This window comes from Parageobacillus thermantarcticus (assembly GCF_900111865.1).
Classification (GTDB): domain Bacteria; phylum Bacillota; class Bacilli; order Bacillales; family Anoxybacillaceae; genus Parageobacillus; species Parageobacillus thermantarcticus.
Genome location: NZ_FOJS01000002.1, coordinates 202,536 through 224,270, shown reverse-complemented (window position 1 = coordinate 224,270; position 21,735 = coordinate 202,536). Strand labels below are relative to the sequence as shown.

The window sequence follows — 21,735 nt, the reverse complement described above, 5'->3', positions numbered from 1 at the left end:
AAGGTTCTTGTGGAGGATGTTGAACCGAATATGAGAGTATGATCATCGGCATCGCTTGCCCAATGGAAGATGCAGCAAGAATAACTTATAAGAAGCTGATCATAGGGAGGGGATGCTCGAGGGGAAAGAAAGGAGATTCGTCAAAAGACGTCTTTTATTTCATTCCATCAAAAAACTAAAAGAAGGAGGAAAATAATATTATGAGACACGGAGATATTTCCAGCAGCAACGATACGGTGGGGGTAGCGGTCGTTAACTATAAAATGCCGCGTCTGCATACGAGAGAAGAAGTAATTGAAAATGCAAAAAACATCGCGAATATGATCATTGGAATGAAGCAGGGACTGCCGGGAATGGATCTCGTCATTTTCCCTGAATACAGCACGATGGGGATCATGTACGACAAAAAAGAAATGTTTGAAACAGCGACGACCATTCCTGGCCCAGAGACGGAGATCTTTGCTGAAGCGTGCAGAAAAGCTAATACTTGGGGAGTTTTCTCGCTAACGGGCGAACAACACGAAGAACATCCGCATAAGAACCCTTATAATACGCTTGTATTGATCAACAACAAAGGGGAAATCGTACAAAAATACCGGAAGATCATCCCATGGTGCCCGATCGAGGGATGGTATCCAGGAGATACAACGTATGTGACGGAAGGGCCTAAGGGGATTAAAATCAGCCTGATTATTTGCGATGATGGAAACTATCCGGAGATCTGGCGCGATTGCGCAATGAAAGGTGCGGAATTGATCGTCAGATGCCAAGGATACATGTATCCGGCGAAAGAACAGCAAATCATGATGGCCAAAACAATGGCATGGGCAAACAATGTATATGTCGCTGTCGCAAACGCCACAGGCTTTGACGGGGTATATTCCTATTTTGGCCATTCGGCGATCATTGGTTTCGATGGTCGGACTCTCGGTGAGTGCGGCGAAGAGGAAAACGGCATCCAATATGCGGAGATTTCGATTTCCCAAATTCGCGACTTTCGCAAAAACGCCCAGTCTCAAAACCACCTTTTCAAACTTTTGCATCGCGGATATACTGGAAAAATTCAATCTGGCGAAGGCGACAAAGGGGTTGCCGAATGTCCGTTTGATTTCTACCGCACATGGGTGATGGATGCGGAAAAAGCAAGAGAAAATGTAGAAAAAATTACAAGAAAAACGGTTGGCACTGCGGAATGCCCAATTGAGGGGATTCCTCACGAGGGAAAAGTGAAAGAAGCAAACGTTTAAGGAAAAAGAGGAAAAAAATGAAGGGAGTTGGACTGGCTCCCTTCATTTTTCGTAAGAAAAAAGGAGAAAACGGACGCCATTCATTAACGACAAACTGGAATATTTCGCGAAACAACAAAGAATGCGTGGAATGAACGGGAGTGAACCTAAGGATGTTTTTTTTCAAGGAAAAAGTGCAGAGTATTGCAGTATATAAATTCGTTTATATTGCATAAAAATTCAATTTGAATTCTCGCTATTGAGGGCTTGACATGGAGCCTCTGCAGCCACCCCAAACAGGTTATCACGACTGCCCCTCCATGTAAAGCTCCTCTGCATAACCATTTGTATAAAAATTTTGCACATCTCTGCACTTTAATTTTTGCAATAAACAAATGTTATGCGAGTAGCTTATGCATTTTGATGGGCGAATGCCAAAGAGCCCGTTCTGTTTGTTAAAACATTGAATTAATAGGGAAGAACTTACAACAATCAACGCCCTTAGCTCGACTGTCAAGGCTAAGGGCGTTTGGCAGAAGAGGTTAGCTAATAATAAATTCGAAGCTTCCGAATATTTTTACTTCTTTTCCGACTAGAAATCCGCCTGTTTCAAGAGCCGCATTCCATGTTAAGCCGTAATCTTCGCGATTAATTTTTCCTTCGACATCAAAGCCAACTACGATGCTTCCAGTCATCGGATTTTTGGACTGTCCGTTGAACTCAACTTTGAACGTTTCTGTTTTTGTCACATCTTTAATCGTTAATCGTCCTGTTACTTCATACTCATGATCGGAAACTTTTTTAACTGAATCGCTGATAAACGTAATCGTTGGATAATTTTCCACATCGAAAAAGTCAGCTGAACGAAGGTGGTTGTCCCTGTCTTCGTTTTTTGTGTCAATCGAAGCGGCTTGAATAGTTGCTTCCACTTTTGAAGATTCAAGCTGATTGACATCACCTTCCACTTTAATATCAAATTCGTTGAACTCTCCTTTTGCTTTAGCAACCATCATATGCTTTACTTGAAAAGATATGGAACTATGAACTTTGTCTAATTGAAAATTTGCCATGTTTCGTTTTCCTCCTTTTGTTTTGATATAATCATAACCGAAAAGTATCTTGAATTCAAATATTTTTTATTTAAAATAAAAATTTTTTGAGTTAAGAATGCGTTAGTTCCGAAAAGAAATCATGAAACAGAGGAAACAAGTATATTCTTTTCTTTTTCCATCTTCATCTTAGCGATGTTTCTAAGTATTTCCAAACATCATGTTCCGCTTTCTTTTGATAGCGGATGCATGGTAACATTAAATTAAATGTGACGCCGGATAGAGAGGAAGAATAAACATGATGAAGCAGCTGAGTATTTTAGCGAAAATTGAAAATCAAATGGAACGATTTTCACGGGCGGAAAAAAAGATTGCAACGTATATTATGGAACATGCGGAACTTGTGCCGAATATGACGACGAAGGAATTGTCGAGAAACGCGGGAGCGAGTGAAGCAAGCGTCGTTCGCTTTTGCAAAGCGATCGGCATCGGCAGCTTTACGGCGCTAAAACTGGCGCTTGTACGTGAATTGACGATTGCGGATATGAACATTAACGATTTTTCGATCATCGAAAAGCAAGATACTCCGTACGACTTATTCAATAAAGTGACCTATGTCAACAAAGCGGCGGTCGAAGCGACGACGACGACGATTGATAAACGCGAGTTGGAAAAAGCGGCGGAAGCGATTGCGAAGGCGGGCAAAATTTTATTTTACGGCGTCGGGGGTTCGGCAGCTTCCGCGATGGATGCGTGTTACAAATTTACGAAACTAGGCTATGTGTCGGCGATGTCTCCCGATTTTCATACAATGCTTCCGCTTGTCGCGAATTTAGAGAAAGGGGATGTGTTTGTCGCGATTTCCACATCAGGAAGAACAAAAGATGTGCTGGAAATTGCGAGATTCGCCAAAAAACAAGATGCCACGGTGATTGCCATCACTAAACTCGATACGTCGTCACCATTGTATAAGGAGGCGAATATCAAGCTATGCCTTCCGGATGTCGAGCAAGATCATCGCATCGGAAGTATGGCATCACGAATGACGCAACTGAATATCATTGACGCGCTTTATTTAATTACGTTCCACCGAATGGGAAGCCTTGTTTTGGATAAATTTCATGAAACAAGAGAAGAAGTGGTTCGGTTGCGGAGATAAATTGCGTTTATGGAAGCGGGCAGTCGATGCCCGTTTTTTTGTTTATATAAAATTTTTTGAAAATATAAGAATACATTGATATTTTATTTCATAATTATATAATAAAATTAAGAAATTAAATTTCAAAAAAAGACGAAGAAGGTGACAAGATTGCTAGAACACTTAACAACCGAACAACGAAACAACAAAACACGGAACTTAGACGAAATGACGACAGAAGAAATTTTACAAGTGATGAACGAAGAAGATAAAACAGTGGCGATTGCTGTTTCGAAAGAGCTAGAACAAATTGAAAAGCTTGTGCAAAAAGTGATTGCGTCTTTTCGAAAAGGCGGTCGACTCATTTATATGGGAGCTGGCACAAGCGGCCGGCTTGGAATTTTAGATGCGGTAGAATGCCCGCCGACATTCGGGACGGAAAAAGAAATGGTGCAAGGGTTGATCGCGGGAGGTTTGGAAGCGTTCACAAACGCAGTAGAAGGAGCGGAAGATAATGAAGAATTAGCAGTAAAAGATTTGCAGTCGATCGGATTAACGGAGAAAGATATCGTTATTGGCATCGCGGCGAGCGGACGGACACCGTATGTAATAAGCGGGCTTCGATACGCCAGACAAATCGGTGCAGCTACAGGAAGCATTGCCTGCAATAAGGGTGCGGAAATGAGTAAATACGCTGATATCAGTGTGGAAGTGGAAACAGGTCCGGAAATTTTAACAGGGTCGACCCGTCTCAAAGCAGGTACGGCACAAAAGATGGTATTAAATATGATTTCCACTGCTTCCATGATTGGAATCGGAAAAGTATATAAAAACTTAATGGTTGACGTGCAGGCGACAAACGTGAAATTAAAAGAACGCGCCAAACGAATCATTATGCAGGCTGCCGATGTCGATGCCGAAACGGCGGAGCGATATTACGAAGCGGCGCAAGGGCATGTGAAAACGGCGATTATCATGATTTTATTGCAATGCAGCTATGAGGAAGCGACAGAGCGGCTGCAAAAAGCGAATGGATTTGTCCGCCGGGCGCTTCAATAAAAAATGAAAGGGAGAGGTCGAAATGAAGCAGGAACAACAAATGGCCATTGAAATGTTAGAACGGCTTGGAGGAAAAGAAAATATTGCGCGCATTGCTCATTGCATGACGAGAGTGAGAGTGTCGCTATATGATCAACAAAAGGCCGATATTGCAGGACTTAAGAAGATTGATGGTGTTATGGGAGTCATTGAAGATGAAACGTTGCAAATCGTTGTCGGTCCGGGAGTGGTCAACAAAGTGGCCGCTGCGCTTTGCGAATTGACGGGGTTAGAGCTTGGGGAAGTGATCGAAGAAGATATGGCAGCGCAGAAAAAAGCCGAGATTCAAAAGCGTAACCAAACGCCGTTTAAACGATTGTTGCGCAAAATCGGCAGCATTTTTATCCCGCTTATCCCTGGGCTTGTTGCATCAGGAATCATTAACGGAATCGCTAACTTTGCAAAAAACGCCGGTGTCGATCCAACGGAAACATGGCTGCAGCTATTATTGATTATTGGTGGTGGCATTTTCGCTTCGCTTGGCATTTTAGTCGGATTCAATACGGCAAAAGAGTTTGGCGGAACACCTGTGCTAGGAGCGATCGCCGGAATTTTAGTATTTAACCCGGCGCTTGCTGATGTGAAACTATTTGGGGAAGCGCTTACGCCGGGGCGTGGCGGATTGTTTGCAGTGATGTTGGCAGCGTGGCTGATGGCGGTCATTGAAAAGCGCGTCCGCAAATTTGTTCCGAATGCGGTGGATATTATTGTAACGCCGCTTGTCACCGTGTTAGTCGTATGTTTGTTTACACTCATTGCCGTTCAACCGCTTGCCGGATGGTTGTCTTTAGGAATTACGGACGGAATCAAAGCGGTATTGGATATTGGCGGTGCGGTTGCTGGCGCCGTATTGGCGGGAACGTTTTTACCGCTCGTGATGGTTGGGCTGCATCACGGCTTGACACCAATTCATATGGAATTTATTAATAAAATCGGTTCTACTCCCATTCTTCCGATTTTGGCGATGGCAGGTGCAGGCCAAGTGGGAGCGGCGATTGCGATTTTCGTCAAAACGAAAAACAAGCGGCTTCGCAACATTATTAAAGGAGCGTTGCCAGTTGGATTTTTAGGAATTGGCGAGCCGTTGTTGTACGGGGTCACGCTGCCATTGGGAAGACCATTTTTAACCGCGTGCCTCGGCGCGGCGGTCGGCGGCGCGTTTCAAGCGGTGATGAAAACGGCCGCGCTTGGGATAGGTGTATCAGGGCTATCGCTTATTCCGTTAATTGCTGGAAATAAATATATTCTTTATTTCATAGGGTTAGTCATTTCGTACGTGTTTGGCTTCATTTTTACGTATTTCTTCGGCTTCAAAGAAGAAATGGCAGAAAACATTTAAAGCAGGAGGCTATTATGTTTTATCTATCTTTTTACTTCACAGAACAGATCGATCAAATTGAAAAAAGGTTTGAACAGGCAAATCGTTTCGGATGTCGGGAACTTTTTACATCGCTTCACATTCCAGAAGATGATCTTGCCATTTATCGCAAGCGGTTACAGGAAATTGGGGAGTTAGCAAAACGGTACGAAGTCGGGATCGTCGCTGACGTTACCCCGGCTTCTTTGGTCAAAATAGGAATGGATGGCGACAATCTCGATTTGCTTGTTCGCTCAGGAATCCGAGGGCTCCGGTTGGATGACGGGTTTTCCGTTGAAGAAGCAGCGCAGCTTTCCCATCAGATCAAGGTCGTTTTCAATGCGAGTACGGTGACGGAGGAAGAATGTGACAAGCTTGTTGCTTGTGACGTCAACTGGAATCATCTTGAAGCGTGGCACAATTTTTATCCGCGTCCGGAAACGGGGCTATCAAAAGAAACGGTCATTCGAAAAAACAAGATGTTGCGCCGAAAAGGAATTCGAACGATTGCCGCGTTTATCCCGGGAAATAAAGAAAAGCGGGGTCCGCTTCATCAAGGTCTCCCGACGTTGGAGGCGCACCGGAACATTGATCCGCTTTGCGCGTACGCGGAATTAGTGCGGGATTGTGGCGTAAATAAAGTATTTGTTGGCGATGGTTCCATGACAGATGAAGCGCTTATGCGAATGAAGGAGTTTCGCGATGGCGTTATTCCGCTTCGCTATCGGCCGCTCATACAACAACATGAACTGCTTTCCATGATTGAAACGGTTCATACGAATCGGCGCGATGCGGCAAGGGATGTCATTCGCTCGCTCGAATCCCGTTTATCTTTCTTGTGGCCAAAGCATTTGATGGAGCCAGCATGTACGATCGAAAGACAAAAGGGAAGTGTTACAATGGATAATATTCGATATGGAAGATATGCTGGCGAACTGCAAATCACATTAACGGATCTTCCGGCAGATGATAAAGTCAATGTGATTGGACGAATTATCGCAGAAGACCTTCCTCTCCTTGCGTACGTCGGAGGAGGGCAACGGTTTCGCCTTGTACAAGTCATATAAAGCGCATGACCACCGATATCGGTGGTTTTTCACTTTTTTTCATAGAAGTCGAAGTCTCTCTTCCCTCTAAACGGAGGAATTCATAAAACAAACGTAAAAAAATAGCTGATAGAAGAAAGAGAATCTCTACCGTATTGGCAAATCTTAATGAAGAATAATGAAAAAGAACGATGCTATAATGAAAATAGGAGATATCAAGAAAATGGCGGTGATAAATATGTTATCACAACAAGAAATACTTGATGAATTGTCCAAAAACTTAGGAGTATGGAAAGAAAAATACGGTGTAAAGCGTATTGGTTTGTTCGGCTCGTATAGCCGGGGGGAACAAAAGGATTTTAGTGACATTGATGTGTTAGTGGAATTTGTGGATAATGCTATGACATTCGACAACTATATGGATTTAAAATTTCATCTCGAAGATCGTTTTCAAAAGCCGGTGGATTTAGTCATTTTAGATGACATTAAACCAGCATTAAAATCGAGTATTTTAAGGAGTGCTAAGTATGCAGAGGAATCCTAAAGTCTTTTTAGAAGATATTCTTTCAGCAGCCAATAAAATACAGAAATATACGAAAAACATGGGCTATGAAGCATTTCTAGATAATGAACTTGTATGTGATGCAGTTATTAAGAATATATTGGTGATTGGTGAAGCGACAAAAAACATTCCAGAACAAATCAGACAGGCAAATCCGCATATCGAATGGAGAAAAATGTCTGGAATGCGCGATGATGATTCATGGTTATTTTTTTATTAATTATCGCATTGTATGGGATGTGGTAATCAATAAAATCCCAACACTAAAACAGGAAATCGAAAAATTGTTAAAAGAATGAATGATGAAAACTATTATTAGAAAAAGGATTTTTTTGGGAATATAACAAATAGAATATCAACTAGCTTGTCGATCAAGTTCTGATTATCCTCTTTTTTTATTAGAAAAAAGGATGGGGATGGAAGGAAATAAGATGAGAGGGGAGACTGTCTACCGCAGAATTATTGCTGGAGTGCCTCTAACAGGAGGGATAATGGCCCCTCCAAAACTTGCCTTCAAGGCCCAGCTATTTTTTGATTTCCATATAAAAGGCAGTTAAAAATTTTCGCACGTTAATTCGGCATTTCGTCGTTTTTTCTCCCGCTTCGAGCTCTTTCATACGCTTGCGGATTTCAGCAAAATCAAACAGCCGGGGAGCGAAGTGCTCAAAAGTAGGATTCGTATAGTCCGTGAGCCCGAGGGAAGATAAATGGGTGAATGCTTGCAACACGATGCGGCGAATGCGTTGTTCCATAGCGCGAACTTCTTTTTGTATTGTTGATTCATCATGATGAAGATCGAGCGTTTGCTGCACAAGTTCTGTATATAATTCTTTTAAAGCAGGCAGTTCGTGAATCGTCTGTCCTTGTTTTTCTCTTTCCGCCAGCCAGCGCATGATAAGCAATAAATCTGACGCACCTGCCTCCCCAGCAATACCTAACAGAAGAAGGAGATGTTGTGCTTGTTGTTCCAATTGTGTTTGTTCGTTTTGATGTAAAGAGGAAGGGGGAGTATTTGCTTGATCTAACGTTTTCAAAAGCTGTCGAATCGAATCAAGCGAGTGAGAGATCGAGATATGTTCCGCTACCCGCTTCAACACCGCCACCACTTCGTGACGGTTAATCGGCTTTTGAATGTACGTATCGACGCCGTGAAGGTATGCCTGTCCAACCATCTCTTTGTTTTCCACTTGGGAAATCATGACGAATTGTCCAGTAAACCCTTCCTCTTTTAGTTTTTTCATCGTTTGAATGCCATCGCGTCCCGGCATTAACAAGTCGATAAGCACCACGTCAACGGAATATAATTGGTCTGCTGATACGTCCAAGCCGTCTTCCGCTTGTCCAACGACTTCCCCAAGCTCGTTTTCTGTAATAATTTTTTCAAGCATTTTTCGTACGACGGCGTCGTCCTCAATCAGAAAAAAACGAAGTGGCATTACTTGCGTTCCTCCTTTCGCAGCAGCTGACAAGTAGGAATGACCAGACGAAATGTGGTTTGTCCGGGCTTACTGCCGACAAGCTGTATATGTCCATGAAGGCTTTGCACAATGTCGCGCGCATGGGTGAGACCGATTCCTGTTGATGGGTTTCCGTGTTGATCGTATTTTGTTGTAAAGCCAGGATGAAAAATCCAGTCAGCATCTTCCTTTGCAATGCCTATTCCGGAGTCTGTCACTTCAAAAACGAGATTGCTTTGCTCCAATTTTGCTTGCAGATGAATCGAGCCAGAGGACGGAATGGCTTCCACGGCGTTAGCGACTAAGTTGTTTAATACGGAGAGCAAGGCGTAAACGTGATCTGTCGATAAATCAACATGGCACGCTTGAGTAAACTGAATCTTTTTTCCTAACAATTCGGCGTATTTTTTGTTAGCGCGCATGACCATTCCGCAAAGTTCGCTGATCGGAAGGCGACGCCGCAACGGTTCTTGTCCAATTAACTTCGATAAGCCTGAAAAAATGCGCTGCACATCTTTTTTTACTTCATGAATATGCTCGGCGATATAGAGCACGGAATGTGGCTCGACTTTTTTTCCTTCCACGAGAAGTGAGTACAGATCATAACTTTTCCGAGTAATTTCTTCGATGTATGCTATTGATTTTTGCAAGTAGAACGTTTCCTCATATAGTCCCGTATTGATCATCACGAGACGTTCAAGTTCTTGTTGGCGTGCTTCACCTAAGGCTCGCAAATGCCTTATCATCAAAATATTGTATAGGCCAATGACGCAGAATCCCCGCAAGATGCTAAACAACAATATCATCGCAATGGTTTGGTATGTCAATGCGAATGGCTCGCCAAAGAAATGGCGAAAGAAAAGTTCGACGGCATTGGAAGTAAAATCAAGCACGGCGCCAAGCAATCCGGCGCGAATCGGAAACTCCATAAAACGGCGGAAATTGATGATTCTGGCAAGCAACGCGAAATTCATGTAGTAAAATGCAGCCGGTATATGGACAAGAAGGCTATCGGACAATGCCGCTTGTCCTGTCAGCATGTCAAGAGAGATGCGAAATGCAGCCACGAAAAATCCTGCACAAACACCAATAAAAATTGGCGAAATCGTCGCGAATGAAATAAGCACGAAAAAAAATACAGCGCTACCTAACGAAAAGCGGAACGAATTATTAAACGGATTTACTTTCATTTCCCCAAGGAAAGCGATAGCCAATATAAGAAACACTACGATCAAAAACTGTTCGCGCGTCGTTTTCCCCTTTGTCACACATCTTTCACCATCCCCCCTTTTCTATTATATAACAGATTGGGATGGAATTTTATTTATTGGTTTTATTTTTTGGGCGAACAAACAAGATTGTTGATATGAATTTTTGTTCAGCGCTGCTTATATTCGAGCCTTCTGGAAACAAGGGATAACGAATAATTGACAACAAAATACATGAGCGCGACAAGGATAAAAATTGGTATCACATAATTGACATTTCTTCCGTTAATAATTTGCGCATGGTTCATCAGTTCTGGGAGCGCGATGACGATCGCTAACGACGTGTCTTTTAACAGCGAAATAAATTGGCTGACAATCGGCGGCACCATGCGACGCAATGCTTGCGGCAAAACGATATACCATAACGTTTGGATATAGGTGAGTCCAGATGAGCGCGCCGCTTCGATTTGTCCTTTGTCAATCGAGTTTAACCCGCCGCGGACAATTTCCGATAGCATCGCCGATTCAAAAACAACGAGGGCGACAATGGCCGCGTAAAATTTATCAAGCTTTAATCCTACTTCAGGAAGCGCGAAATACGTAAAGAAAATAATTAAGAGAAGTGGAAGATTGCGAATCGTTTCTACGATGATAGCGAAAATTTGCGAAATGCCAGGAATTTTTGTATAGCGTATCACACCGATGATAATTCCGAAGATAAAACTAAAAATAATCGAGATAAACGCAACTTCCAATGTCACCAAAAATCCTTGCAGTAAAAAAGTGAGATGCGCTGGGGAGTATGCGCCGATAAAGTCCATTTGTCCTTACCTCCTTGAATTATCGGCTTTTTGCTAAGCGGCGTTCCAAATATCCAACGCCAAGGCTTAGCGGTATTGTTAGCACAAGGTAAAACAATGCGACGAAAATGTAAACGTCAAACGTAACAAACGTTTCCGATGAGATTAAATCACCGAAATACATGAGGTCAAGTCCGGCAATGACGCCTAAAACGGACGAGTTTTTCACAAGATTAATAAATTGGTTGCCAAGCGGCGGAATGACCATTTTGATCGCCTGCGGCAAGATGATATAGCGCATCGTCTGCAAATATGTCAATCCGGACGAGCGTGCTGCCTCCATTTGCCCTTTTGGAACAGCGAGGATTCCCGATCGGATGACTTCGGCGATAAATGCGGCGGTGTACACCGTCAAGCCTAACGTGCCCGCAGTAAACGGATCAAAGCGGATGCCGACGGCGGGCAGGCCGACAAAAAAGACAAAGACGATTAAAACGAGCGGAATGTTGCGGATGAATTCGACATAGGCCGCTCCAAGCCAGTTTAGCGGACGGATCGGCGCAATCCGAAAAATAGCGATAATGATGCCAATAATTAAACTTCCAATCAGAGCGAGGACGCTTGCTTTTAACGTATTGACAAACCCTTGCATGTACATATCCCAATGATCGAACAAAATCGAATATCTGAGCACGATGCTTCCACCTCTTTCCTGTCTTAAGATGAAACAGATGAGCGAAACAGGATCCGCTCATCTGTTTTTTCACGATTATTGTTGTTGCGGTTTTTTTCCAATCCACTTTTCATAAATTTTGTCGTATTCGCCGTTTTCTTTAATTTCCTTTAAGTATTCGTTAATGACTTTCAAAAATTCCGTGTCCCCTTTGCGGACGGCGATGCCATATGGTTCTTCGGTAAACGTTTCGTCAAGAACGCGGTAGTTTGGATCTTGTTTTGCCATTCCCAAAAGCAAAGCGTTATCTGTCGTAAGGGCGTCGCCTTGCCCGGCTTTTAGCGCCGTGAACGCTTCAGCGTAGTTTTCAAATTCTAATACGTTGACTTGCGGCGCTACTTTGCGGATGTTTTGCGCGGAAGTAGAACCTTTTGCCGTCAGCACGGTCATTCCTTTTTTCAAATCTTTCACGCTGTTGATTTTGCTGTCTTTTTTGACAAGTAACGATTGTCCGGCCATGAAATACACATCAGAGAAATCGACTTCTTTTTTCCGCTCTTCGGTGATGGTCATCGTTGCGATAATCGCGTCGATTTCGCCGTTATTCAGCATTGGAATCCGCGTTTTGGATGTTACTTCTTTTAGTTCAATTTTATTTTCGTCACCGAGAATTTTTTTCGCCAATCCTTTGGCAATATCGATATCAAATCCTTCCACTTTTCCGGTTTCTGGATTTTTTAAACCGAACAAGTTTAAGTCATATTTGACGCCGACAATCAGTTTGCCGCGTTTTTTAATTTTTTCTAACGTGTTGGTATCAGACGACGTTTCCGTCGATTTTGCCCCGTCCCCATTGTTGGTCGTTGACGATTCGCTGCTGCATCCGGCTAATGCAGTGATGCTTAATAGAGCGGTAAGCGCAAGCGTGATCCACATTTTCCAAACCGTTTTTCTTTTCATGAAAAAACCCCCTTTGTTTGATTCGCAGCGTTTTTATTAATGGTTGAGAATGCGGCGCAAAAATACTTTGGCGCGCTCTTCTTTCGGATTGGAGAAAAATTCTTCCGGAGGAGCTTCTTCCAAAATGCGCCCTTGGTCCATAAAGACGATGCGGTCCGCGACTTCACGGGCAAATCCCATTTCGTGCGTGACGACGACCATCGTCATTCCTTCTTTTGCCAATTGTTTCATGACGTCGAGCACTTCGCCGATCGTTTCCGGATCAAGCGCCGATGTCGGCTCGTCAAATAACATAATTTTCGGCTTCATCGCCAATCCTCTGGCGATCGCGACGCGCTGCTGCTGGCCGCCTGACAATTCGGATGGGTAGGCGTTCGCTTTGTCCGGGATCCCTACTTTCTCTAAATAGTACATCGCCGTTTCTTTCGCTTCTTTCTCCGGAATGCGAAGCACTTTCATCGGCGCGAGCGTAATGTTTTGCAATACGGTCATATGAGGGTATAAATTGAAATGTTGGAATACCATGCCGATGTTGCGCCGCAGCTGGTTAATGTCGATGTTTTTGTCATTGACTTTAACGTTATCGACGATTAATTCCCCGCTTGTAATTGTTTCCAAGCGGTTGATGCAACGAACTAACGTGCTTTTTCCAGAACCGGACGGGCCGATAATGACGACGACTTCCCCTTGATGAATGGTTAAGTTAATATCTTTCAGCACGTGGAAATCTCCGTAATATTTGTTCACTTGATGAAAATAAATCAATAAACCCCCCTCCTTTTTGTAAATAAATGTTTATTTTTTCTAAATTTATTGTAAATATCGTCTACTGAAATCTACCGAAATCGACGGAAATCTTCTGCGTATCAATGTGATGCGGCAAGATGTTTAAATTTATTTACAAAATTTCCTTTTATATGAATAGAAGAAGTATTATAATGATTATGTATGTTATTGAATTGTCTTAAGAGGGGAGCGAAAAAGATGAAATATCGGAAGCTTGGGAGAACGGGGTTAAAAGTGAGTGAAATTAGTTTAGGCAGCTGGCTTACATACGGCAATTCGGTTGAAAAAGAAACGGCGATCCGCGTTATTGATAAAGCGTATGAGTTGGGAATCAATTCGTTTGACACGGCAAACGTGTACGCGAAAGGGGAAGCGGAAAAAATCGTCGGAGAAGCATTGCGCAAGTATCCGCGCGAATCGTATGTATTGGCGACGAAAGTGTATTGGCCGATGGGGGATGGCCCAAACGACCGAGGCTTGTCGCGAAAACATGTGTTTGAGCAGCTTCACGCCAGCTTGAAGCGCCTGCAGTTAGATTACGTCGATATTTATTATTGCCACCGCTATGATAAGGAAACGCCAATTGATGAAACATTGCGCACGATTGATGACCTTGTCCGTCAAGGAAAAGTATTGTATGTCGGCGTCAGTGAATGGACGGCCCAGCAAATTCAAGAAGCGCTTGGCACGGCCGATAAATATTTATTGGACCGCATCGTCGTCAACCAGCCGCAATATAACATGTTTCACCGTTACATTGAGAAAGAAATCATTCCGGTCTGCGAACAAAACGGCATTAGCCAAATCGTCTTCTCGCCGCTGGCGCAAGGGGTGCTGACCGGAAAATATAAACGCGGGCAAAAAGCGCCGGAAGGAAGCCGGGCGAGCGATCCGAAATCGAATATGTTTATGAACGATTTATTAAAAGAGGAAGTTCTCGTCAAAGTAGAGCAATTGGAAAAGGTAGCCGCCGAACTCGGCATCACCCTTTCCCAATTGGCGCTTGCCTGGGTATTGCGCCAGCCGAACGTCGCAAGCGCGTTAATTGGCGCAAGCCGGCCGGAACAAGTCGAAGAAAACGTAAAGGCCGTCGACGTCCAATTAACGGAAGATGTGCTGGAGAAAATCGAGCAAATTCTTGCATAGGTATAAAAGAATGATGAGGAGATCGGTCGAGGCCCAATGATTGCGTAAAATCCACCTCCTGTCCAGCGAACTTAGATATCTGGGAAATAAAGCCACATTATGCCATTTATTTTTATACAAAGTTCTTTATTTGAGATCTATGGTATATCATATACACTTTCTCCAATGTTAGAAAGGATGTCGAAAAAACGCTCCTAAAACGGCTACAATCGTTGATATATCCACATTTATAAAAAGAGGCAAGCGAAAAGATTGCCTCTTTTTTTATGGCGGTAGGTCGATGCAAAGGATTTCTCTTGCCAGCAGCGAAAAATATGAAAATAGATAAAAAGGAAGGTGAAGGAGGGACTTTGCATGTGCAGCAGCGTATATGGATATGAAGAAATCGTGTTGCGTGTCGATCAGACGTTGAAAGAAGCGGTGCAGCTGTTTATCCGCTATGAGATAAACGAAATTCCGGTAATCGACCGTCAGCGCCGGGAAATGGGTCGGTTGACATACAGGATGCTGCTAAAAGCGTTGGCGGACAAATGGGATGATGACGAAACAATAGAGTCGTTATGGAACGCGCAGGAAACGACAGTGGAACATACAGAAGAACAGCCGGCCGATGTTCCGCCTAAAAGCCATACGTCCGTTTCGGAGTTGATCACCGAGATTCAGAGGCTGAAACTGGAATTGCAAGAGGCGCATAGCATGGTGGAGATGATGAAAACTGTTCTTGATTCGGCATATGAAGGAATTGCTGTCGTGGACGCGCGAGGCATTATTCGGGAAATAAACAAGGCGTATTGTCAGTTTCTCGGCATTCGCCGGGAAGATGCGATCGGAAAACATGTGACAGAAGTCATTGAAAATACGAGATTACATATTTGCATCGAAACGGGTATTCCGGAAAGAGGATTTATTCAAAAAATTTTTGATCAGCCGATGATTGTGCATCGCATTCCAATTTGGCGCGAAGGAAAAGTGGTCGGGGCAATTGGAATGCTTATTTTTCAAGGAGTTTCGGAAGTGTATCAAATTTTTCAGCGAGTACAAGAGTTATCGCGTCAAGCTAGTCAAAAAGAAAAGCAAGTAAAACGTGCGGCTTCTCCAAAAAAACAAATTTCAGGTGCGGATAGCATTGTCGGCCGCAGCCTAGCGATCGCGAAAATTAAGCAAATGGTGAGAAGAGCAGCGCGTGTGCCATCTACTGTGTTAATTACTGGAGAAAGCGGAACGGGAAAAGAAGTGTTGGCGAAAGCGATTCACCAATCGAGTCCGTATGTTGATGGCAATTTTGTCAGCGTCAACTGTGCAGCAATTCCGGAATCGCTGCTCGAGGCAGAATTGTTTGGCTATGAAGAAGGAGCGTTTACCGGAGCGAAAAAAGGTGGAAAGCCGGGAAAGTTTCAACTTGCCCATAAAGGGACGTTATTTTTAGATGAAATAGGCGATATGCCGCTATATATGCAAGCGAAAATACTGAGAGTGTTAGAAGAGAAAAAAGTGGAGCGAGTCGGCGGCGTGGCGGAAATGGAACTTGATGTTCGCATCATCGCCGCTACGAATAAAAATTTAGAGGAAATGGTACAAAAAGGTGAGTTTCGCGAAGACCTTTTCTACCGCCTCAATATTATTCGCATTCATATACCTGCCTTGCGGGAGCGAAAAATGGATATCCCTTATTTGCTCGCCTACCATATGGAAAGGATTTGTAAGCAGTTCGGCTTAAAACAAAAAGAATTCACAAAAGAGGCGATGCAAGCGCTTATGGATTATTCATGGCCGGGGAATATTCGCGAGCTTGTCAATGTAGTGGAATGGTTGGTTGGAATGGTGGACGGGCAAAAAATCGAAAAGGAGCACTTGCCTTCTCATATTCTTTCTTCCGCTCTGTTTATGAAAAACGGTCGTGAAATGGAAGAAAGAAAACATATCATCGAACAAACAGATGTTCATTGGCGGGATATTGTCGATAATTATGAACGTGAAAGAATCAAGCAAGCATTAATTGAGGCGAAGGGAAATAAAACAGCGGCAGCGCGAAAACTTGGCATGCATCGGTCCACACTTTATGAAAAACTGAAAAAATATAATCTATAAACACGTTGGAATAATGTACAAATATGTCTGGAATATGTCGGATAATTGTCGGTGCATCATTGTAGTAATAAAAAACTGAATATTTAAACTAGCAGAAAAATAGTGGTAGTTCCGGCTTGGCATGACTTTTGCATAATCATTATATTGAAAGCGTTATCAAAAAAGGAGGAAGAACGATGTCACAAGTGTATCAACTTCTCATGCCGAGCCGGATTTTATATGGACGCGGTGCATTTAACGAAATTGGGAATCAGGCGCGTCTGCTTGGGAACAAAGTGCTTATTATCAGTGATCCAGTCATGGAGAAGCTCGGCAATGTCGCGATTTGTGAAGAACATTTACGAAAAAAAGCGCTTCCATTTGCCAAGTATACAGGGGTAGATACGGAGCCGACCGATATTCATGTAAAGGAAGCGCTCGAAGTTTGCCGTCAAGAGCAGTGCGATGTCATCGTTGCTATTGGTGGAGGGAGCAACATTGATACAGCGAAAGCGGTGGCGGTGATGATGACGAATGAAGGAACGATTAGCGACTATGTTGGCAATGTCAAGCCGTTTGCGAACAAACCGCTTCCGCTTATCGCCGTTCCGACGACTGCAGGCACCGGTTCCGAGGTCACGAAAGTTACCGTCATTATTGACACGCAAACGGACGTCAAAATGATGATTTCCCAGCCCGAACTATTGCCGGCTGTGGCGATTGTCGACCCGCTTCTAACCGCATCATGTCCGCCGTCTGTGACCGCGGCAACTGGGATAGACGCGCTATGCCATGCGATCGAAGCGTATATTTCGCGGCGCGCCCATCCAGTGACCGATGTGTTGGCGCTATCGGCGATCGAAGCGATTATGGGGAATTTGCGCCAAGCGTATGAAAACGGCAACGATATTGATGCGCGCGAGAAGATGGCAATCGGTGCGATGGTGGCAGGTGCTGCATTTTCCAACGCATCGGTGACGCTTGTCCACGGGATGTCACGGCCGATCGGCGCACTTTTTCATGTTCCGCACGGCGTGTCGAACGCGATGCTGCTGCCGGGGGTGCTGGAATTTACAAAAGAGAGCGCGGTAGAAAAACTTGCAGTAATCTCCCGTCTGATCAAGCCGGAATTAAAGAACGCCTCCGATGAAGAAGCGGCCGATGCGCTTATTTTGGAAGTGAAGCAGCTCTGCCTGGATCTTCATATTCCAAATATGAAAACATGGGGAATTGAAAAAGAACAGTTTGACAAGGCCGTTGATAAAATGGCAGCCGATGCGCTAGCGAGCGGCAGTCCGGGAAATAACCCAAGAGTTCCGACCCATGAAGAAATTGTTCAACTTTATCATGTTTGCTATGATTATGATTTTCGTTCAACGCACTCTATATCGTTTTAGTCAAAGAAAGGGGTCAAGGGGGAAGGGGAGAAAAGGTGATGGATCTTCTTGTTATTGTTCTTGCTTTAGCGTTGTTAATGTTAATTGCTTACAGAGGATTTTCTGTTATTCTTTTTGCACCGCTGTGTGCATTGCTGGCGGTCATTCTTACTGAACCTAGCTACGCGCTTCCGTTCTTCTCGAATATTTTTATGGAAAAGATGGTTGGTTTTATTAAACTATATTTTCCTGTTTTCTTATTAGGGGCTATTTTTGGAAAGTTAGTTGAAATGTCAGGGGTAGCATCATCGATTGCCAAAATCATTATTCAATTAGTTGGTGCAAAACGCGCTATTTTAGCTATTGTTTTAATGTGCGCCATCTTAACTTACAGCGGGGTCAGCTTGTTTGTTGTCGCATTTGCTGTTTATCCGTTTGCTGCCAACCTTTTTCGTGAAGCGAATATCCCTAAACGGTTAATTCCCGGAACAATTGCTTTAGGGGCTTTATCGTTTACGATGGACGCTCTGCCGGGAACACCGCAAATTCAAAACGTGATTCCTACATCTTTTTTCAAAACGGATATTTATGCTGCCCCAACGTTAGGGATCATCGGTTCCATTTTCATTTTCGTTCTTGGCATGGTGTATTTGGAATCTCGGCGCAAAAAAGCAGAAGCGGCTGGCGAAGGGTATGACGGGTTTGACGATCCACGTCCAGAAATGGCTGCTGCGGCAGAAGCGGAGGCGCTTGCCGTCCATTTGCCTACAGAAGGGACAACAAGCAAAGCGCGTCAATGGTTAGCATTTTTGCCTCTTATTTTAGTAGGTGTGATGAATAAGTTTTTTACGGTAAATATTCCAAAGTGGTATCCTAATGGCTTTGATTTTACCAAGATCGGTTTAGAAGAATTTGGAATGGTTGAAATTTCTAAAGTGGTTGGAATTTGGTCTGTCGAACTGGCGCTGGTGATCGGCATTATCGCTACGATTGCTTATAATTGGAAAGGTATCGTGCAAGGGTTTAAAAGCGGTATAAATGCTAGCATTGGCGGCGCTTTATTGGCTGCCATGAATACAGGTTCAGAGTATGGATTTGGCGGCGTCATTGCAGCGTTGCCGGGTTTTAGCGTGGTTCGTGAAGGGATTTCTCACACATTTACAAACCCGTTGGTAAATGGGGCGGTAACAACGAACGTTTTAGCAGGGATTACCGGTTCTGCTTCCGGTGGAATGGGGATCGCTCTTAGTGCTATGGGAGAGAAGTATGTGGAAATGGCAACAAATTACGGTATTCCGCTAGAAGTGATGCATCGCGTTGTGGCGATGGCTTCCGGGGGCATGGATTCTCTTCCGCATAACGGAGCAGTGATTACACTTCTTGCAGTTACAGGGTTAACTCACCGCCAATCTTATCGTGATATTTTTGCGATCACTATCATTAAGAGCATTGCTTGTTTCTTTGTGATTGCTGTGTACAGTTTAACCGGACTTGTTTAAAAACAAAATCGAAGGAGGAATGAATGATGGCTTCAGCGACTATTGTACAAACATTGAAAAACTTTATAGGTGGACAATGGGTAGACTCATCTTCAGGAAAGGTAGAACTCGTTCCTAACCCGGCTACGGGAGAAGCGTTAGCTTATGTTCCGATTTCTTCACGGAAAGAATTAGATCAAGCGGTTGCGGCAGCAAAAGAAGCGTTCGAAACATGGAGCAAAGTGCCTGTACCGCGTCGCGCCCGCATTCTTTTTCGCTACCAGCAGCTCCTTGTTGAGCATTGGGAAGAGTTAGCTCGTCTTGTTACATTAGAAAACGGCAAGAGCTATGATGAAGCGTATGGTGAGGTTCAACGCGGGATCGAATGCGTAGAGTTTGCTGCGGGAGTTCCTACTTTAATGATGGGACAGCAGCTTCCAGACATCGCCACGGGAATCGAATCAGGCATGTACCGTTATCCGCTTGGCGTCGTTGCGGGAATTACGCCTTTCAATTTTCCGATGATGGTCCCATGCTGGATGTTTCCTTTGGCGATTGCCTGCGGAAATACGTTTGTGCTGAAACCGTCTGAACGTACGCCAATGTTAGCCAATCGCTTAGCTGAACTATTTACGGAAGCCGGTCTCCCAGCGGGTGTCCTAAACATCGTTCATGGGGCGCATGATGTCGTCAATGGCATTTTAGAACATAAAGATATTAAAGCGGTCTCTTTCGTCGGATCTCAGCCGGTCGCTGAGTATGTATATAAAACGGCAGCGGCTCATGGAAAACGGGTGCAAGCTTTGGCAGGTGCGAAAAACCATTCCATTGTTATGCCAGATGCTGATTTGGATTATGCCGTTGCAAACATTATTAATGCTGCATTTGGCTCGGCAGGCGAACGCTGCATGGCGTGCGCAGTAGTAGTGGCCGTCGGCGATATTGCCGATGAACTTGTGGAGCGTTTAAAGAAAGCAGCCGATGAGATAAAAATCGGCAACGGATTGCAGAAAGATGTTTTTTTGGGCCCCGTCATTCGCCAGTCTCATAAAGAACGGACCATCCAATATATTGAAATCGGTGAAAAAGAAGGAGCGCAGCTTGTCCGTGACGGACGTCGTGACGCTGCGACAAGCGGGGAAGGCTATTTTATCGGCCCGACGATTTTTGATCATGTGAAACCGAGCATGACGATTTGGAAAGATGAAATTTTTGCGCCTGTTTTGTCGGTCGTTCGCGTGCGCGATTTAGATGAAGCCATTCAAATCGCCAACCAATCCGAATTTGCCAACGGTGCGTGCATTTATACCGACAGCGCGAAAGCGATCCGTCAATTCCGCGAAGAAATTGACGCCGGCATGCTCGGTGTCAACGTGGCGGTTCCGGCGCCGATGGCTTTCTTTCCATTCTCCGGTTATAAAAACTCTTTCTACGGAGACCTTCATGCAAATGGCCGCGACGGCGTCGAATTTTATACGCGCAAAAAAATGGTGACAGCGAGATATTGAAGCCGTAATGCCGTAATTATGATAGTTAGGTGGAAAGGACTGAATCAACAGACTCAGTCCTTTTTTTGTTGTACAGCAGTATTTAGGTCAAATCCAAATTATTGTGTAAAATTCCATTGCCAGTACAGTAGACTTGAATTACGGGAAAATAGAATCGCTTTTTTACACAATTTCGCGGACTTGATCCAGTATTTAAGCAGGCGAATTGTTGCGGATTCATTTTTATTATAGGCTTTGTTAAGTTACGAAAACTGCATTATGAAAGCCCATGACTTTAGTCATTGGGATGAAATAATGTGATATTAAAATTTCAAAGCATTTCCATTAGATACTTGCAATATATCTAATAACTTGTATAATAGACATTAGATAGGAGGTAATTATCTAATGTCAAACGATAAGTATACTCATAAAAAAGGAATTGTTTATTTAAATCAATATCATGTTATATTTTGTCCGAAATATAGACGTAAAGTATTAGTTGGAGATATTGAAAAAGATTTAAGAGAGATTTTGTATGAAGTAGCGAAAGAAAATGATGTTGAAATTAAAGCGTTAGAAATTATGCCAGATCATGTTCATATGTTTATTTCTTTTGATCCACGACAACATATCCATAAATTAATACAAGCATTCAAAGGGAGAAGTAGTCGAATATTAAGAGAAAAATACCCGTCATTAAAGAGTAGACTTCCTTCGCTTTGGACTAGAAGTTATTTTTGTTGTACAGTCGGTCATATTTCAGAAGAGGCAGTAATGAAATATATTGAAAATCAGAAAAATGTTTAAAGAGGTGTGTT

The 21,735-nt window shown here is 43.6% G+C and carries 21 protein-coding genes; 14 read left to right on the top strand and 7 right to left on the bottom strand.

What is annotated here, in order from left to right:
* Nucleotides 1-200: 200 nt before the first annotated feature.
* Complete coding sequence (locus tag BM278_RS03150) at nucleotides 201-1,247, top strand: aliphatic amidase (RefSeq protein WP_090947908.1); 1,047 nt, start codon at nucleotides 201-203, stop codon at nucleotides 1,245-1,247.
* Between the two features lie 521 nt (nucleotides 1,248-1,768).
* Here BM278_RS03150 and BM278_RS03145 read toward each other — a convergent pair.
* Entirely contained in the window at nucleotides 1,769-2,296 is a 528-nt protein-coding gene (locus BM278_RS03145) for a YceI family protein (protein WP_090947907.1), read from the bottom strand.
* A gap of 280 nt (nucleotides 2,297-2,576) precedes the next feature.
* Between BM278_RS03145 and BM278_RS03140 the strand changes: the two genes are divergently transcribed.
* The 7 genes from BM278_RS03140 to BM278_RS19760 all read left to right on the top strand — a co-directional run bounded on the left by BM278_RS03140 (nucleotide 2,577) and on the right by BM278_RS19760 (nucleotide 7,775).
* Nucleotides 2,577-3,434, top strand: a complete 858-nt coding sequence (locus BM278_RS03140; RefSeq protein WP_090947930.1) for a MurR/RpiR family transcriptional regulator — start codon at nucleotides 2,577-2,579, stop codon at nucleotides 3,432-3,434.
* A gap of 150 nt (nucleotides 3,435-3,584) precedes the next feature.
* The gene (gene murQ / locus BM278_RS03135; protein ID WP_090947906.1) at nucleotides 3,585-4,472 is read left to right on the top strand and encodes an N-acetylmuramic acid 6-phosphate etherase; all 888 of its coding nucleotides are present in this window, start codon (nucleotides 3,585-3,587) and stop codon (nucleotides 4,470-4,472) included.
* Nucleotides 4,473-4,494: 22 nt separating this feature from the next.
* On the top strand, nucleotides 4,495-5,850 hold the full coding sequence (locus BM278_RS03130; RefSeq protein ID WP_090947905.1) for a PTS transporter subunit EIIC: 1,356 nt from the start codon (nucleotides 4,495-4,497) through the stop codon (nucleotides 5,848-5,850).
* A 14-nt stretch (nucleotides 5,851-5,864) separates the two neighbouring features.
* Complete coding sequence (locus BM278_RS03125) at nucleotides 5,865-6,935, top strand: DUF871 domain-containing protein (protein ID WP_090947904.1); 1,071 nt, start codon at nucleotides 5,865-5,867, stop codon at nucleotides 6,933-6,935.
* A gap of 202 nt (nucleotides 6,936-7,137) precedes the next feature.
* The gene (locus tag BM278_RS03120) at nucleotides 7,138-7,458 is read left to right on the top strand and encodes a nucleotidyltransferase family protein (protein ID WP_003251079.1); all 321 of its coding nucleotides are present in this window, start codon (nucleotides 7,138-7,140) and stop codon (nucleotides 7,456-7,458) included.
* Nucleotides 7,442-7,696, top strand: a complete 255-nt coding sequence (locus tag BM278_RS19430; RefSeq protein WP_279625734.1) for a HepT-like ribonuclease domain-containing protein — start codon at nucleotides 7,442-7,444, stop codon at nucleotides 7,694-7,696. Before BM278_RS03120 ends, BM278_RS19430 begins: the two co-directional genes overlap by 17 nt.
* Complete coding sequence (locus BM278_RS19760; protein ID WP_482809929.1) at nucleotides 7,668-7,775, top strand: ribonuclease HepT family protein; 108 nt, start codon at nucleotides 7,668-7,670, stop codon at nucleotides 7,773-7,775. Before BM278_RS19430 ends, BM278_RS19760 begins: the two co-directional genes overlap by 29 nt.
* Nucleotides 7,776-8,000: 225 nt before the next feature.
* On the opposite strand, the gene BM278_RS03110 is transcribed toward BM278_RS19760, so the two are convergent.
* From BM278_RS03110 to BM278_RS03085, 6 genes are all read right to left on the bottom strand, one after another.
* Nucleotides 8,001-8,912: a response regulator gene (locus BM278_RS03110; RefSeq protein WP_090947903.1), complete on the bottom strand. Its 912-nt coding sequence runs from the start codon at nucleotides 8,910-8,912 to the stop codon at nucleotides 8,001-8,003.
* Nucleotides 8,912-10,123, bottom strand: a complete 1,212-nt coding sequence (locus BM278_RS03105) for an ATP-binding protein (protein ID WP_090947929.1) — start codon at nucleotides 10,121-10,123, stop codon at nucleotides 8,912-8,914. The genes BM278_RS03110 and BM278_RS03105 overlap by 1 nt, the downstream gene beginning before the upstream one ends.
* 188 nt (nucleotides 10,124-10,311) lie before the next feature.
* Complete coding sequence (locus BM278_RS03100) at nucleotides 10,312-10,962, bottom strand: amino acid ABC transporter permease (RefSeq protein WP_090947902.1); 651 nt, start codon at nucleotides 10,960-10,962, stop codon at nucleotides 10,312-10,314.
* 19 nt (nucleotides 10,963-10,981) lie between these two features.
* Nucleotides 10,982-11,635, bottom strand: coding sequence for an amino acid ABC transporter permease (locus BM278_RS03095; RefSeq protein WP_090947901.1), 654 nt, complete (start codon nucleotides 11,633-11,635; stop codon nucleotides 10,982-10,984).
* Between the two features lie 75 nt (nucleotides 11,636-11,710).
* Nucleotides 11,711-12,574 (bottom strand): glutamate ABC transporter substrate-binding protein, encoded by an 864-nt coding sequence (locus tag BM278_RS03090; protein ID WP_090947900.1) that lies wholly within the window; start codon nucleotides 12,572-12,574, stop codon nucleotides 11,711-11,713.
* Between the two features lie 36 nt (nucleotides 12,575-12,610).
* Entirely contained in the window at nucleotides 12,611-13,339 is a 729-nt protein-coding gene (locus BM278_RS03085) for an amino acid ABC transporter ATP-binding protein (protein ID WP_003251064.1), read from the bottom strand.
* A 219-nt stretch (nucleotides 13,340-13,558) separates the two neighbouring features.
* Between BM278_RS03085 and BM278_RS03080 the strand changes: the two genes are divergently transcribed.
* The 6 genes from BM278_RS03080 to tnpA all read left to right on the top strand — a co-directional run bounded on the left by BM278_RS03080 (nucleotide 13,559) and on the right by tnpA (nucleotide 21,724).
* Nucleotides 13,559-14,506, top strand: coding sequence for an aldo/keto reductase family protein (locus BM278_RS03080; protein ID WP_090947899.1), 948 nt, complete (start codon nucleotides 13,559-13,561; stop codon nucleotides 14,504-14,506).
* Nucleotides 14,507-14,860: 354 nt separating this feature from the next.
* Nucleotides 14,861-16,594, top strand: coding sequence for a sigma 54-interacting transcriptional regulator (locus BM278_RS03075; protein WP_090947898.1), 1,734 nt, complete (start codon nucleotides 14,861-14,863; stop codon nucleotides 16,592-16,594).
* Nucleotides 16,595-16,770: 176 nt separating this feature from the next.
* On the top strand, nucleotides 16,771-17,970 hold the full coding sequence (locus BM278_RS03070; protein ID WP_090947897.1) for an iron-containing alcohol dehydrogenase: 1,200 nt from the start codon (nucleotides 16,771-16,773) through the stop codon (nucleotides 17,968-17,970).
* A 38-nt stretch (nucleotides 17,971-18,008) separates the two neighbouring features.
* Entirely contained in the window at nucleotides 18,009-19,448 is a 1,440-nt protein-coding gene (locus BM278_RS03065; protein ID WP_090947896.1) for a GntP family permease, read from the top strand.
* A 26-nt stretch (nucleotides 19,449-19,474) separates the two neighbouring features.
* Nucleotides 19,475-20,935: a CoA-acylating methylmalonate-semialdehyde dehydrogenase gene (locus tag BM278_RS03060; RefSeq protein WP_090947895.1), complete on the top strand. Its 1,461-nt coding sequence runs from the start codon at nucleotides 19,475-19,477 to the stop codon at nucleotides 20,933-20,935.
* Between the two features lie 387 nt (nucleotides 20,936-21,322).
* Complete coding sequence (gene tnpA, locus BM278_RS03055) at nucleotides 21,323-21,724, top strand: IS200/IS605 family transposase (RefSeq protein ID WP_090947894.1); 402 nt, start codon at nucleotides 21,323-21,325, stop codon at nucleotides 21,722-21,724.
* The last annotated feature ends 11 nt before the right edge of the window (nucleotides 21,725-21,735 follow it).